A 15,038-nucleotide genomic window follows, 5' to 3' on the forward strand; every position below is an offset into this window, starting at 1 on the left:
TCACCGAACAGACCGCGCGGGGATAGCAGAATTCAATGCTCGATGCGACCAAGATACAACGTGCGCGCGGATTGTTGACCGCGTCCGCCCGCAGCGACGTACCGCCGTTCATGGTGATGGACGTGATGGCGGCTGCCGACCGGATCGAAGCGGCCGGCGGTCACGTCATTCATATGGAAGTCGGACAGCCGTGGGCGCCAGCGCCGCGCGCCGCGCTTGCCGCCGCACATGCGGCGCTCGACAGCAGCCGGATCGACTACACCTCCGCGCTCGGGATTCCGTCGCTGCGCGCACGGATCGCGATGCATTATCGCGAAACCTATGCTTGCGACGTCGATCCGGATCGCATCGTCGTCACCACCGGGTCGTCGGGCGCGTTCATCCTGTCGTTTCTGGCACTGTTCGAGCCCGGCGATCGCGTGGCGGTGACGGTGCCGGGCTATCCGCCGTATCGCCACATTTTGAATGCGCTCGGCTGCGTGCCGGTGCCGATCGAGACGCACAGCGAGACGCGTCATGCGCTGACTGGCGAAGCACTACTCGCTGCGCACCGCAAGGCGCCGCTGAAGGGCGTGCTGGTCGGCAGTCCGGCCAATCCGACCGGCACGATGATGACGCGCGAAGCGCTCACCGAACTGATCGCGGTCGCCGAGAGCGAAGGCATCCGCTTCATCTCCGACGAGATCTATCACGGCCTCGACTACGCATTCCCCGCGATGACGGCCGCGGAACTTTCGCCGAACTCGGTGGTGATCAATTCGTTCTCGAAGTACTTCTGCATGACCGGCTGGCGCGTCGGCTGGATGGTGCTGCCGGAAAGCCTGGTGCGGCCGGTCGAGCGTCTGCAGCAGAATCTGGCGATCTCGGTGCCGACGCTGTCGCAGATCGCCGCCGAGGCGGCGTTCGGCGGTCGCGACGAGATGGAAGCGGTGAAGCGCGGCTATGAAGAGAACCGGGCGATTCTGATCGAAGGGCTGCCGAAGGCCGGCTTGACCGAGTTCCTGCCGGCCGACGGTGCATTCTACCTGTACGCCGACGTTTCCGCCTTCACGTCCGACAGCTACGACTTCACCAGGCGGATGCTGGAGGAGGCGAGGGTGGCGGCGACGCCGGGGATCGATTTCGATCCGGTGCGCGGCAAGAGTTTCGTGCGGTTTTCCTATGCCAGGTCCGCGGAGGACATGCGCGAAGCGGTACGCCGGATCACCGCCTGGCTCGGCCGATGATCTCGGCCGCATGACAGGATTGGCGATTTCAAAGGTTGATCTTTGCGGCATTTCGTCGCTATAGGCTCCCGCGACTAATTTCTCCCGGGAGAATTCCCTTGCCGCTCGGTTCGTCCGCGCCGCCGTGCACCGGCGGCCACGCAGTGCTTGCTGCTCGCTTGTGGCCGCAGCACTCGGGCGGATTCTCTGTCTGGTTGCGGGCGATCGTTCTGGTCGCGTCTGGCGTGCTATTGTTGGCGCTGTCGGCCAAGGTCAATTTGCCGCTGCCGCTGGTACCGATGACGCTGCAGACGCTGGTGGTGGTGCTGATCGGGGCCGCCTATGGCGCGCAGCTCGGTGCCGCGACACTACTCGCCTATCTCGCCTCGGGCGGCGTCGGTCTGCCGGTGTTCGCCGGCCCGGTCGGTGGACTGGCGCCGCTGCTCGGCCCGACCGCCGGATATCTGGGCGGCTTCGTGGTCGCCGCAGTCTTGGTCGGGTGGTTCGCCGAACGCGGCTGCGATCGCTCGGTGCCGAAGCTGTTCGCAGCGATGCTCGCCGGCCACCTCGCCATCCTGACACTCGGTTTCACCTGGCTCGCCTTCGGTCTGCATCTCGGCGTGGCCAAGGCCTGGTGGATCGGTGTGGTTCCGTTCCTCGCCGGCTCGCTGGTCAAGTCCGCGCTTGGCGCGACCTTGTTACCCGCGATGCGCCGCATCCTCGACCGCCAACGCTGACGGTTCAAAGTCAATCGACTTGGCTGGCCGGTCTGCCTGCGGTCGGTCAGCAACGTCACATTCTTCGACAGGCATCAAGCGAGTGGAGTGATGGCCATGTCGGCGACGACCGATATCGATGCACTGGCGCTGCCGCAGAGCGGCAAGTCGAAGCCGTTCTACAAGGTGCTGTACGTCCAGGTGCTGTTCGCGATCGTGGTCGGCGTGCTGGTCGGCTGGCTGTCGCCGCACTTCGCCACCAACGAATGGATCAAGGCGCTCGGCGACGGCTTCGTCAAGCTGATCAAGATGGTGATCGCGCCGATCATCTTCTGCACCGTGGTGTCGGGTATCGCCCACATCCAGGATGCCCGCAAGGTCGGCCGCGTCGGTATCAAGGCGCTGCTGTATTTCGAGATCGTGTCGTCGTTCGCGCTGATCCTCGGCCTCGTGGTCGGCAATCTGTTTCCGGTCGGCCACGGTCTCGCCGCCAGGCCGGACGCCGGCGCGGTGGCAAAATACGTCGATCAGGCCGGCCACATGAGCTCGGTCGACTTCGTGCTGCATATCATCCCGGACAGCGTGGTCGGCGCCTTCGCGAGAGGCGATATCCTCCAGGTGTTGCTGTTCGCAGTGCTGTTCGGTTTCGCGCTGATGGCGCTCGGTGAACGCGGCCATCGGCTGCGCGACGTGATCGACGACGCCGCGCACGCCGTGTTCGGCGTGATCGCGATCGTGATGAAGGCGGCTCCGATCGGCGCGTTCGGCGCCATGGCTTACACGATCGGCAAGTACGGCCCTGCGGCGCTCGGCAATCTGATCGGCCTGGTGGCGCTGTTCTACGCCACCGCGGCGCTGTTCGTGGTGCTGGTGCTCGGCACCATCGCCAGGTTCGTCGGCTTCAACATCTTCAAGTTCATCGGCTACATCAAGGACGAGCTATTGATTGTGCTCGGCACCTCGTCGTCGGAGAGCGCGCTGCCGCAACTGATGGAGAAGCTGGAACGGCTGGGCTGTTCGAAGTCGGTAGTCGGCCTGGTGGTGCCGACCGGCTATTCGTTCAACCTCGACGGCACCAACATCTACATGACGCTGGCGACGCTGTTCATCGCCCAGGCGCTCGGTATCGAGCTGTCGTTCAGTGACCAAGTCGCGATTCTGCTGGTGGCGATGCTCACCTCGAAGGGCGCCAGCGGTGTCACTGGTGCCGGATTCGTGACGCTTGCCGGCACGCTGGCGGCCGTCAACCCAGCGCTGGTGCCAGGCATGGCGATCGTGTTCTCGATCGACAAGTTCATGAGCGAGGTTCGCGCGCTGACGAACATCACCGGCAATGGCGTCGCCGCGGTGTTCGTATCGTGGTGGGAGGGCGAACTCGACAAAGACCGGCTATGCGCCAGCCTCGATCGCAGCATCGATCCTTCCGACGTCGAGACCGCCGTCACCACCGGCTGACGCCGGCGCTGCAATACTGGCTTTGATTTTGATCATGTGATGCCCGCGTTCGCCGCGGGCATCGGTGTTCTTGGGTGGGGGCTGTTAGTCCGACAACGCGACCCGGTAGTCGTAGAGAATTCGCTACCTATTAAGATGATGGCCGGTTGGTCACTTACTTGGTCATGGCCAGGACGAGCCCGGGCATGATGAGCGGAGTGTCAAGGCTCATCAAGCTGATGCAGCGCAGCCGGGCGCGGATCTCATCACCGATCCCGGAAATGAAAATGCCCGCGGCGTGCGCGGGCATTTTTGAAGCTGTTGTCTTGATGGCGGCCTTAGTTGCCGCCGCCGAAGCGGCGGGACCACCAGCCAACGCGGCGCGGGGCGGCAGAGGAGGACTCCTGCGCTGGCTGCTCGGCTGCTTGCGGGGCGGCCTCGGCGGCCGGGGCTTCTGCCACAGGCGCGGCCGCGGCGGGCTGCTCGGCCTCAGCGGTCGGCTCGGGCTGCACTTCGGTTGTGGCTTCCGCCGTCGTTTCGGAGGCGGCCGGGGCGCCGAAGCTCACCTTTTCGCGCACCGTGGAGCGGCGACGCGCAGCCTTCTTCGCGGCGCTGTCGTCCTCGGCCGACGCGTCGTTGGCATCGGGGGCGGCGGCTGCCGTATGCTGCGGTTCGGACGGCGCAGTATCCTGCGGCGCGACGTGATGCGGCTGTTCGGTCTCGGCGGCCGGTTCGAAGCTCGGCTGCACCGACGGGCTGCCGCCATCGAAGTCGGCGACCGCATCGGCGGATTCGGCTTCGTCTGCAGCGTTCAGCTCGTCGCTGATCGAGCCGACCACGCCGGCCTCGGCCTCAGTGCCATCCGCAGTGCCACGGCGGCGGCGGCCACCCCGGCGACCGCGGCGGCGCGGACGGCGTTCGCCGTTCTCGCCCTGGTCGGCGCGGACTTCGGTCTCGCTGTCGTCGTCGCCGGCCTCGTCGCCTTCGTCAGCTTCGCCGACCTGTTCGACGCCTTCGGCCACGAACGGCTGCTCGCCGTCTTCGCCCACTGCACCGGCCTCGGCGGCCTCGCGCGGTTCACCCGAACGTCGGCGTCGTCGCCGGCGGCGGCGCTTGCGGTTTTCGCTGTCGGTGTCGCCGGCTTCGCTGGCCTGCTCGTCGGCAAGGCCGACGGTTTCGTCGGTCTCGATCTCGGCTTCGAATTCGTAGCCGTCGTCGTCCTCAGGCTCGTCAATGGGCGCCGGCGAGGCGGCGATCTGCGCCGCGAGCAGCGCCTTGGCGGTCTCCAGCGTGTGGACCTGTTCGCCGCGATCGATCACGAACGACTGCTGTCCGCTGACGGTGGGATCGGCCAGCACCGACAGTGACACTCTGAATCCGGTCTCGAGATCGCGCAGGTGGCCGCGCTTGTGGTTCAGCACGTACAGCGCCACGTCGGTGCGGGTGCGCACGATCAGATTGTGCGTCGCGCCCTTCATCAGCACCTCTTCGAGGCCGCGCAGCAATTGCAGCGCAACCGAGGATACCGAACGGACATGGCCTGAGCCGCCGCAATGCGGGCAGGGCTCGGTCGAGCTTTCCAGCACGCTGGCGCGGATGCGCTGGCGCGACATTTCGAGCAGGCCGAAATGCGAGATGCGACCGACCTGGATACGGGCGCGATCCTGTCGCAGGCAGTCGCTGAGCTTGCGCTCGACCGCGCGATTGTTGCGCTTCTCGTCCATGTCGATGAAGTCGATGACGATCAGGCCGGCGAGGTCGCGCAGCCGGAGCTGCCGCGCGACTTCTTCGGCAGCCTCCATGTTGGTCTTGAGCGCGGTGTCCTCGATATGGTGCTCGCGGGTCGAGCGGCCCGAATTGACGTCGATCGAGACCAGCGCCTCGGTCTGGTTGATCACGATGTAGCCGCCGGAGCGAAGCTGCACAGTCGGTGAGAACATCGCGTCGAGCTGGCTCTCGACGCCCATCCGCGAGAACAGCGGCTGGCCGTCGCGATACAGCTTCACCGCGCGAACCTGCGACGGCATCAGCATTTGCATGAAATCGCGGGCCTCGCGGTAGCCGGCTTCGCCGGCGACCAGCACCTCGTCGATCTCCTTGTTGTAGAGGTCGCGCAGCGAGCGCTTGATCAGCGAGCCTTCCTCGTAGACCAGCATCGGCGCCTGCGACTTCAGCGTCACGTCGCGCACCGTCTCCCACATCCGGATCAGGTACTCGAAATCGCGCTTGATCTCGGGCTTGGTGCGAGCGGCGCCCGCGGTGCGCAGGATCACGCCCATGCCTTCCGGCACGTCGAGGTCCTGAACCACTTCCTTGAGCCGGGATCGATCCTGCGCCGAGGTGATCTTACGGCTGATGCCACCGCCGCGGGCGGTGTTCGGCATCAGCACAGCGTAACGGCCGGCGAGCGACAGGTAGGTGGTGAGCGCCGCGCCCTTGTTGCCGCGCTCTTCCTTGACGACTTGCACCAGCATCACCTGGCGACGCTTGATGACTTCCTGGATCTTGTACTGCCGGCGCGGACGGAAGGCGCGTTCCGGCACTTCCTCGAGCACGTCGTCGCCGCCGACCGACTCGACCACGTCCTCCTCGGCGTCCTCTTCGTCGTCCTCTTCTTCGTCGTCCTCGGCTCCTGCCTCGGTCTCGGTATCAGTATCAATGTCGGTCTCAGGCTCGTGCTCGGCGTGATCGTCGTGCGCCTCGTGGCCATCCTCGGCTTCGTCGTTCCCGTCGATCGGGAAAGGCGCGTCCTCGGCATACCCGGCGCGGGTCTCGGCGTGATCGTCGCCGTGCGTCTCTTCCTCGTGCGACGCGGTAGCCTCCGCGGCTACGAACAAGGCGGGGACCTCGCCGGCCGCGGGCTGTTCGACAGCGGCGGGCTCGGCCGCAGCGCTCACCTCCGCAGGAGACGGAGCGGGCGCTTCGGACGGCGCCGCGTCGACATCGGTGTGCTTGTGGTCTGCGTCGTGCTGCTCGGCGATCTCGCCCGCCGGCAGCTCGTGCATCAACGGTTCGCCGCTGGCGGACGCGTCGGTCTCTTGCGCCTCGTGGTGCTCCACGACGGCATCGGGCTGATCGACCGTGGCATCAAGCTGATCGGCACTGGTTTCGACGATCTCGCTCTGCACCCGCTCGCCGTTGTTGCGGCGGCGATGGCTGCGATGGCGCGAGCGGCGGCGGCTCGAGCGCTGTTCGCTTTCCTCTTCGGCTTCGCGATGGGCTCGTTCGTCTGCCTCGATCAGGGCCTGCCGGTCGGCGACCGGAATTTGATAGTAGTCGGGATGGATTTCGCTGAATGCAAGGAAGCCGTGACGATTGCCGCCATATTCGATGAAGGCGGCTTGCAGCGAGGGTTCGACCCGGGTGACCTTCGCCAGATAGATATTGCCGCGAAGTTGTTTGCGCTGGGCGGTTTCGAAATCAAACTCTTCGACGCGGTTGCCACGGACCACGACCACCCGGGTCTCTTCCGGGTGGGTGGCGTCGATCAGCATCTTGTTGGCCATTTTTCAACTCATGTCGGCGGAGCGCGCGCGAAACGGCTCGCGCAAGCAGCGCGGCCGGCAGACGCGACGGTCCACCTGATTCGGGGGTGAGGGGAAGGCCGAAACGCATCGCGGTGTGCCGTGCCGGTCGAAGACCCGAGGCGACGCGCGAGGCGAAGCAAATGCTTCGCGGCGGCGCGGCCTTTGCGTGGGTCGGTTTCGGCATCGCAGTCTGGCGCATTAAGCGTCGGCCCGTCTGAACAGGTGGCGGCTCGATCGGCCGCCGTGTCGTCTTGCTGATGGGCCGGCTCCGCGCCGAGGCGCTAAGCCGGAGTGAGGCATTCGGCCGGTGAGCCGGATGTGGCCGGTCATGAAGTGTTGAACCGTCCCGGGTACGAGAGAGGGCCCGGGGACGGACGCCTTTCGGGCTGGGCCGGCACTCCTTGACCTGCCGCGCGCTGCGCTGGCTCGGAGGGGCCGGCAAAACGCAAAATCCTCCGGGTTTGGGATCGGGGACTTGGCGCTGCACCGAGTGGCTGAACGCGACACAACCGGTAGTATAGACCGTCAGCAGTAAATACATACGTGGATTGGGTGGCGGTTGCAAGGTGAGCGTCGCGGCCTGGCAACACCCCGCAGGTTTCATTCCGAGGCACTTAAGCTCCGATTAACCGTGCAGTTTTATTGCGGTACAACGACTTCCGGGAGGTTGGGATTCGTTTGGCACGGCGCGCAAATCATTTTGTTTTGTTCAGTGCGATGGTTGCGTGCGCTGCAGCATCGCTGTGCCTGATGTCTGGGGCGATCGCTCCGGCCCTCGCCGAGCCGAGTGCACACGGTGTCGCGCCGATTCCGGCCAGTTTTCCGATCGCATCGGACGCGCGTATCGCCGGTGACGATAATCACACCCGCCTGATCGTCGATTTGGATACCAAAGTGCCGCTCCGTGCGTTTGCTCTGGCGGACCCTTTTCGTGTGGTGATCGACCTTCCCCAGATCAATTTCAGGCTGCCGAAGGGGGCTGGGGAAAATGGGCGCGGCCTGATCAAGGCGTTCCGCTACGGGCTGGTGATGCCGGGCGGCTCGCGAATCGTGCTTGATCTCACCGGACCGGCGAAGATCGCCAAGGTCGAGGTGCTCGAACCGGCCAACGGTCAACCGGGGCGGCTGGTGATCGATCTCGAATCGATCGACCGCAGCAGTTTCATGCAGGCCTTGCAGACCGCGGGGAGCGTCGCTGAACTAAGGCCCAGCGTGGCGGGGGGCGATACGACTGCGACGGTGGTTCGCAGCGCGCCGCTGCCCAAGATCGAGCACGACGATCCGCGTCCGGTGGTGGTGATCGATCCTGGCCATGGCGGCATCGACAACGGTACCCAATCGGCCGATGGCGTCGCGGAAAAAACCATCGTGCTGGATTTCGCCGTCGCACTGCGCGACCGGCTGGCGCAGCAGGGCAAATTCCGGGTGGTGCTGACCCGCGCCGACGATACCTTCATTCCGCTGTCCGACCGGGTGAAGGTTGCGCGCGAACAATCCGCGGCGCTGTTCGTGTCGATCCACGCCGACGCCCTGCCGCGGCGCGAGGGCGACGCCCAGGGGGCGACGATCTACACCCTGTCGGACAAGGCGTCCGACGCCGAGGCACAGCGGCTGGCCGATGCGGAAAACAAGGCCGACGCGATCGGCGGCGTCAATCTCACCGAGGAGCCGACCGAGGTCGCCGACATCCTGATCGATCTGGCGCAGCGCGAGACCAAAGCCTTCTCCAATCGATTCGCCCAGCAATTGATGAAGGACATGAAGGCCACCACCCGGATGCACAAGCGTCCGCTGAAATCGGCCGGCTTCCGGGTGCTGAAGGCGCCGGACGTCCCATCGGTGCTGATCGAGCTCGGCTACGTCTCCAACAAGGCCGACCTGCAGCACCTGCTGTCCGAACAATGGCGCAGCAAGACCGTCGGGGCGGTGGCGAATGCGATCGAATCGTTTCTGAGCAAGCGAGTGGTTTCGGCCGGCCCGCCGGGCTGAAACCGCCTCGCCGGGTGCGGGACGTGGCCTGGCCGGGCCCTAGTTTGGCCACAGCGTAAGTCTTATAAGACAGGCTGCACGGTTCGCGCGGTCGATTGCAGTTTGGGCCCCGCCCGGTGGCGCAAGCCGCCTCAGGTTGCGAACGGCGGAATTCTCGGTCAAGGGACATCCGCCGCAAGGCGCGGCCCTGGATGAAACGGAACTTTCTGATGCGTTTGCTGCTGCGATTTTTCGGCTTCCTGTTCGCGGCCGGCACGATCGTGTTTCTGGTCGGTGTGGCCGCTGCCGCGGGCCTGATCTGGCATTTCTCCAAGGATCTGCCTGACTACTCGCAGCTCCAGGATTACGAGCCGCCGGTGATGACGCGGATTCACGCCGCAGACGGCTCGCTGCTCGCCGAATACGCCAAGGAGCGCAGGCTGTATCTGCCGATCCAGGCGGTGCCGAAGCTGGTGATCAACGCGTTCCTCGCGGCCGAGGACAAGAATTTCTACGAACACGGCGGCATCGACTATCAGGGCATGGCGCGCGCCGCGCTCCTGTATGCGCAGAACATCGGCACCAACCGCCGGCCGCAGGGCGCCTCGACCATCACCCAGCAGGTCGCCAAGAATTTCCTTTTGACCAACGAGGTGTCGTTCACCCGCAAGATCAAGGAAGCCCTGCTGGCGATGCGGATCGAGCGCGCCTATTCCAAGGACAAGATCCTCGAATTGTATCTCAACGAGATCTATCTCGGCCTCGGCGCCTACGGCATCGCCGCGGCCTCGCTGGTGTATTTCGACAAGTCGGTCAACGAACTGACCGTATCCGAGGCGGCTTATCTGGCGGCGCTGCCGAAGGCGCCCGCGGCGCTGCATCCGATCCGCAACCACGACCGCGCGGTCGAGCGCCGCAACTATGTGATCGATCGGCTGGTCGAGAATGGCTGGATCAACCAGGCCGACGCCGACAAGGCGCGCAAGGCGCCGCTCGCCGTGACCAACCGTGGCAATGCCGCCCACACCTTCGCCGGCGAATACTTCGCCGAGGAGGTCCGCCGCGACATTCTCGATCGCTACGGCGAGAAGAAGCTTTACGAGGGCGGCCTCTCGGTGCGCGCCACGCTCGATCCGAAGCTGCAGATCGAGGCGCGCAAGACCATGGTCGCAGGCCTGGTCCGCTACGACGAAGCGCGCGGCTGGCGCGGGCCGGTCACCAAGCTCGAGATCGCAGGGGATTGGGGCGTCAAGCTCGCCGACGTCAAGGCGCTGGCCGACGTCACGCCGTGGCGGATGGCGGTGGTGCTGGAGACGTCCGATCAGTCCGCCCGCATCGGCTTTCAGCCCGGCCGCGAGCTCGGCGGAGCGATCTCCAAGCAACGCGAGACCGGCCTGGTGATGCTCGAAGGCGTCAAATGGGCCAAGCCTGCGGCTGGTCCGTCGCGCGGCAAGACGCCGAGGACGGTGTCGGAAGTGCTGTCGCCGGGAGACGTGGTCTACGTCGATCCGCTGCTCGACAAGGACGGCAAGATGGTCGAGGGGCAATACCGGCTTCGGCAGATCCCCGAAGTGTCGGGGGCGATGGTGGCGATGGACCCGCTGACCGGCCGCGTGCTGGCGATGGTCGGCGGCTTTTCGTTCGACCAGAGCCAGTTCAACCGCGCCTCCCAGGCGTATCGGCAGCCCGGTTCGTCGTTCAAGCCGCTGGTGTATTCGGCGGCGATGGACAACGGCTACACCCCGTCGACGGTGGTGATCGACGCTCCGATCGAAATCGATCAGGGGCAGGGCGTCGGCGTGTGGCGGCCGGAGAACTACTCGACCGGCAAATATTACGGCCCGACCACGCTGCGCAACGCGCTGCAGCGTTCGCTCAACACCGTTACGGTGCGGCTGGCGCAGGACGTCGGCATGCCGCTGATCGGCGAATACGCCAAGCGCTTCGGCGTCTATGACGAATTGCCGAACTATTTGTCCTACGCGCTGGGCGCGGGCGAGACCACGGTGATGCGGATGGTCACCGCCTATTCGATGTTCGCCAATGGCGGGCGCCGGGTGAAGGCGACCCTGATCGACCGCATCCAGGATCGTTACGGCCGCACCATCTTCAAGCACGACCAGCGCGAGTGCCGCGGCTGCGAGGCGCCGGATGGCTGGAAGAACCAGCAGGAGCCGCAGCTCGTCGACCGCCGCGAGCAGGTGCTCGATCCGATGACCGCGTATCAGATCACCTCGATGATGGAGGGCGTGGTTCAGGCCGGCACCGCGACGGTTCTGCGCGAGGTCGGCAAGCCGATCGCCGGCAAGACCGGAACCACCAACGACGAGAAGGACGCCTGGTTCATCGGATTCTCGCCCGATCTCGTCGTCGGCATCTATTTCGGCTACGACAAACCGCGCAATCTCGGCCGCGGCGCCACCGGCGGCCATCTCGCGGCGCCGGTCGCCAAGGACTTCTTCAAGCTGGCGCTCGCCGACAAGCCGGCGGTGCCGTTCCGCGTGCCGGCAGGCATCAAGCTGATCCGCGTCGATGCCAAGAGCGGGATGCGCGCCGGCCCCGGGGATGGCCGCACCATTCTCGAGGCTTTCAAGCCGGGCACTGCGCCGCCGGACAATTACGCGGTGATCGGCGTCGCCGACGCCGACGGCCGGCAGCCGCAGCAGATGGCGCCGCCCGACGATCGCGGTTTTTTCCGCCCTGGCACCGGCGGTCTGTATTGACGCAGCCAGGGTAGATGCGGCTTCGAGCCCAACGGGCGATTGCGCTTTGCCGCGTCGCCCGTTAAATCGCGTCTCAGCATTCGCGGCATCGCCGCTTCCGAAGAGATCCCATGCGCGCAGAAATCGAACGCCTCGTCGAAGAGATCAAGCAGTCAGTCGGGCTGCTGAGGAGGCATCTTTGACGTCGATCAGTCCACCGTCCGCCTCGCTGAGCTGAACAAGCTCGCCGAGGATCCCAACCTCTGGAACGATCCGCAGAAGGCCCAGAAGCTGATGCAGGAGCGCACCTCGCTGGAGGATGCGCTGACCGGCATCGGCAAGGTCGAGCGTGAGCTGACCGACAATATCGACATGATCGAGCTCGGCGAGGCCGAGGGCGACGAGGGCATCGTCAAGGAAGCCGAAGAGGCGCTCAAGGCGCTGAAGAAAGAAGTTGCGCGCCGCGAGCTGGAAGCGCTGCTGTCCGGCGAAGCCGACCGCTTCGACACCTACCTCGAAGTCCACGCCGGTGCCGGCGGCACCGAGAGCCAGGACTGGGCCTCGATGCTGCTGCGGATGTACGTCCGCTGGGCGGAGAAGCACGGTTTCAAGATCGAGTATCTCGAAGAGTCCGAGGGCGAAGAGGCCGGCATCAAGTCGGCGACGATTCAGATCTCCGGTCACAACGCCTATGGCTGGCTGAAGACCGAGGCCGGCGTACATCGCCTTGTCCGCATCTCGCCGTTCGACTCCAACGCCCGCCGGCACACCTCGTTCTCGTCGGTGCAGATCTTCCCGGTGATCGACGACAGCATCAAGATCGACATCAAGGAAAGCGACGTCCGCACCGACACGATGCGGTCGGGCGGGGCCGGCGGCCAGCACGTCAACAAGACCGAATCGGCGGTGCGCCTGACCCACATCCCGACTGGCGTCGCGGTGGTCTGTCAGGCCGGCCGCTCGCAGCACAAGAACCGCGCCCAGGCGTGGGATATGTTGCGCGCCCGGCTGTACGAGATCGAGTTGAAGAAGCGCGAGGAACAGGCGGCCGCCGACCAGGCTGCCAAGACCGAGATCGGCTGGGGCCACCAGATCCGCTCCTATGTGCTGCAGCCGTATCAGATGGTCAAAGACCTCCGCACCGGCGTGCAGACCTCCGACACCGCCGGCGTGCTCGACGGCGACCTCGACGAGTTCATGGCCGCGACCCTGGCCCAGCGCGCCTTCGGCGGCGGACCGGGGGCGGTGGAGGACGTGGATTAGTTCGGAGAGATTTCGTTCAGGCGTTGATGGATGAAATCGGTGTTCGTTTGCATAGATGGTGCGTCTGTCGGTGGCTGTCGCTGACAGCAGGTAGTCTGGCTAGAAGGACCGCTGATAGCGAGGTCCGTTTGTAAATACTTCGTCGACTACTAACCCGCCCCCGCCAGCCTCACCCCCGCCCGCAAAAACTTCTGCGGGTCGACGGCTTCGCCGTCGATGCGGGTTTCGTAGTGCAGATGCGGGCCGGTGGAGCGGCCGGTGGAGCCGATCTCGCCGACTATCTGGCCGATGCTGACCTGCTGGCCGACCTTGGCGATGATCTTCGACAGATGGCCGTAGCGGGTCGTCAGTCCGTTGCCATGGTCGATCTCGACCATCTGGCCGTAGCCGCCGGCCCAGCCGGCGCTGACGACCTTGCCGATCGCCGTGGCTCGGACCGGGTCGCCGGTCGAGCCGCGGAAGTCGAGGCCGGTGTGCATGGCGGGGCGGCCGAGGAACGGATCGGTGCGCACGCCGAATCCCGACGAAAACTCGACCTGCCCCAGCACCGGCTTGCGATACGGCACCAGCGACAGGGCGCGGGTGAGGCGGTCGACCTGGGCGCGGCTGATATTGATGCGATAGAGCTGACGATCGAAGCTCGACGCGTTGGCCGAGGGAGCACGCACCGGTACGAACGGGCCGCCGACGCCGCCACGCGGCGCCGACGCTTCGAGCGAACGGCTGTTGAGGCCGAGATTGCCGAGCACGTCGCGCATCCGCCGTGCGCGGGATTCGTAGGTCTCTTCGACCGCGCCGAGGGTTGCGATCTGTTGTTTCTCGACCTGGTCGAGCGACGTTTGCAGCCGCGTCAGCACGGTCTCGACGCCCTGGGCCTGGGCGTACTGAGTCGGCGCACGCTCGATCGCGGCCGGCGGCGTGCGTGATTGCAGCCGCGCTTCGCGATCGGGAGGGGCGACGAAGATCACGGTGTCGTTGATCGGCGAGGGCTTCGGCCGGCCGGTCGTCTCGATATCGAACGACGGCGTGCGGGCCGGCTTGATGCTCCCCGTAACGGCGACGTCGGGCAGCGCGCTCAGGGCACCAGCGCGGGATTCGAGCAGCGACTGCCGCCGCATGATCTGTTCGAGCTTCTGATCGAACTGCTCTTGGTCGAGCAGTTGCCGGCTGGTGGTGCGGTCGACCTTGGCCCGCAGCTCGGCGATGCGATCCTCATAGGCGTACTGCATCTCGGCCTGGCGGGCGATCAGCCGGGTCAGCACGTCGTCGCGGAATGTGAAGTAGGTGGCGGTGGCTGCGGTCCAGCAGCCGAGCAGCACGATGCTGCCGACAGCGATCCAGAACAGCACAGGGCCGATCCGCACCTGACGTCCGGCGTGGGCGATCGTATAGCTGTTGCCCGCCGGCGCCGGTCGCTGTGCAGGACGAGGCGGGCGTGCCGGGCGCGGCGCCGCGGGGCGGGCTTGGTCGTGAGCGTGAGGATGCAGCGCTGCTGATGGATGGCCGGAACGGTAAGACATCGGAACTCCCGCGCTGACCGGAAGCTGGCTGCGGATCCGATCGAAGCGCGGGGCGATTTGACCCCCGCATAGTTAATTTTCAGAAAATGAAAACTATAGAGATTGCGCTGCGGCAAGCACCTGATCGGCGTGACCGTCGACCTTCACCTTGCGCCAGACCCGCGCCACGCGGCCCTCGGCATCGATCAGAACCGTGGTGCGAATGATCCCTTCGAACGTTCTGCCGTACAACGATTTTTCGCCCCAGGCGCGATAGGCTGTGAGCATCGCATGGGTCGGATCGGAGAGCAGCGGAGTCGCCAGCCGATGCTTGTCGCGGAAGGAATCCTGCGCCTTCACCGTGTCCGCCGAAACGCCGAGCACCGCGGTGCCGCAGGCGTCGAAATCGGCGGCGAGGCGGGTGAAGTCGATCGCCTCGCGGGTACAGCCGGGCGTGTTGGCCTTCGGATAGAAGAACAACACCAGCTTGCGGCCGGCGAAGTCGGCGAGCGAGATCTTGCCGCCGCCGTCGCGCGGCAGCGTAAAGGCCGGCGCCTGGCTGCCCTCGGCAAGGCCGGCCGGTTCAGTTGCAGCGGTCTTGCTCGCGGTCTTTTTGGCGGCAGGCGAATTGGCCGCAGCCTTGTTCGCCGCCGTCTTGGTCGTCGCCTTGGGGGATTTGGCGGCGGTCTCCTTGGACCGTTTCTTGGGTGTCGGCTTGGACATG

Annotated in this window: 9 protein-coding genes; 6 read left to right on the top strand and 3 right to left on the bottom strand. The window is 65.6% G+C overall.

The features are described 5' to 3' along the window. The first annotated feature begins 35 nt into the window (after positions 1–35). The 3 genes from FLL57_RS07845 to FLL57_RS07855 all read left to right on the top strand — a co-directional run bounded on the left by FLL57_RS07845 (position 36) and on the right by FLL57_RS07855 (position 3,376). A complete protein-coding gene (locus FLL57_RS07845; RefSeq protein ID WP_142882598.1) occupies positions 36–1,226 on the top strand; it encodes a pyridoxal phosphate-dependent aminotransferase in 1,191 nt (396 codons plus the stop codon). Positions 1,227–1,384: 158 nt separating this feature from the next. After that, positions 1,385–1,942 (top strand): biotin transporter BioY, encoded by a 558-nt coding sequence (locus FLL57_RS07850; protein ID WP_185966216.1) that lies wholly within the window; start codon positions 1,385–1,387, stop codon positions 1,940–1,942. A gap of 96 nt (positions 1,943–2,038) precedes the next feature. Then, complete coding sequence (locus FLL57_RS07855) at positions 2,039–3,376, top strand: dicarboxylate/amino acid:cation symporter (protein ID WP_142882600.1); 1,338 nt, start codon at positions 2,039–2,041, stop codon at positions 3,374–3,376. 317 nt (positions 3,377–3,693) lie between these two features. Here the strand turns inward: FLL57_RS07855 and FLL57_RS07860 are convergent, their stop codons facing one another. Then, a complete protein-coding gene (locus FLL57_RS07860; protein ID WP_142882601.1) occupies positions 3,694–6,861 on the bottom strand; it encodes an Rne/Rng family ribonuclease in 3,168 nt (1,055 codons plus the stop codon). 699 nt (positions 6,862–7,560) lie between these two features. On the opposite strand from FLL57_RS07860, the gene FLL57_RS07865 reads away from it, so the two are divergent. From FLL57_RS07865 to prfB, 3 genes are all read left to right on the top strand, one after another. Further along, entirely contained in the window at positions 7,561–8,871 is a 1,311-nt protein-coding gene (locus FLL57_RS07865) for an N-acetylmuramoyl-L-alanine amidase (RefSeq protein ID WP_142882602.1), read from the top strand. Positions 8,872–9,080: 209 nt separating this feature from the next. Then, positions 9,081–11,573: a penicillin-binding protein 1A gene (locus FLL57_RS07870; protein ID WP_041807894.1), complete on the top strand. Its 2,493-nt coding sequence runs from the start codon at positions 9,081–9,083 to the stop codon at positions 11,571–11,573. Positions 11,574–11,683: 110 nt separating this feature from the next. Next, a protein-coding gene (gene prfB / locus FLL57_RS07875; protein WP_142882603.1) for a peptide chain release factor 2 occupies positions 11,684–12,815 on the top strand; the annotation gives its coding sequence in 2 pieces (ribosomal slippage) (positions 11,684–11,752 and positions 11,754–12,815; 1,131 coding nt in all). A 149-nt stretch (positions 12,816–12,964) separates the two neighbouring features. Here prfB and FLL57_RS07880 read toward each other — a convergent pair. Both FLL57_RS07880 and FLL57_RS07885 read right to left on the bottom strand, forming a co-directional pair. Next, positions 12,965–14,335: a peptidoglycan DD-metalloendopeptidase family protein gene (locus FLL57_RS07880; protein ID WP_142882604.1), complete on the bottom strand. Its 1,371-nt coding sequence runs from the start codon at positions 14,333–14,335 to the stop codon at positions 12,965–12,967. Between the two features lie 93 nt (positions 14,336–14,428). Further along, positions 14,429–15,037, bottom strand: a complete 609-nt coding sequence (locus tag FLL57_RS07885; protein WP_080964223.1) for a peroxiredoxin — start codon at positions 15,035–15,037, stop codon at positions 14,429–14,431. Position 15,038 lies beyond the last annotated feature (1 nt).

Origin of the sequence: Rhodopseudomonas palustris, assembly GCF_007005445.1 — a bacterium.
Lineage (GTDB): Bacteria > Pseudomonadota > Alphaproteobacteria > Rhizobiales > Xanthobacteraceae > Rhodopseudomonas > Rhodopseudomonas palustris_G.

What these genes read in the sequence shown, in the direction of transcription:
- FLL57_RS07870 (WP_041807894.1), top strand. Translation starts at nt 9,081, where the DNA reads ATGCGTTTGCTGCTGCGATTTTTCGGCTTCCTGTTCGCGGCCGGCACG.
- FLL57_RS07885 (WP_080964223.1), bottom strand. Translation starts at nt 15,037, where the DNA reads ATGTCCAAGCCGACACCCAAGAAACGGTCCAAGGAGACCGCCGCCAAA.
- FLL57_RS07855 (WP_142882600.1), top strand. Translation starts at nt 2,039, where the DNA reads ATGTCGGCGACGACCGATATCGATGCACTGGCGCTGCCGCAGAGCGGC.
- FLL57_RS07880 (WP_142882604.1), bottom strand. Translation starts at nt 14,335, where the DNA reads ATGTCTTACCGTTCCGGCCATCCATCAGCAGCGCTGCATCCTCACGCT.
- FLL57_RS07845 (WP_142882598.1), top strand. Translation starts at nt 36, where the DNA reads ATGCTCGATGCGACCAAGATACAACGTGCGCGCGGATTGTTGACCGCG.
- FLL57_RS07860 (WP_142882601.1), bottom strand. Translation starts at nt 6,861, where the DNA reads ATGGCCAACAAGATGCTGATCGACGCCACCCACCCGGAAGAGACCCGG.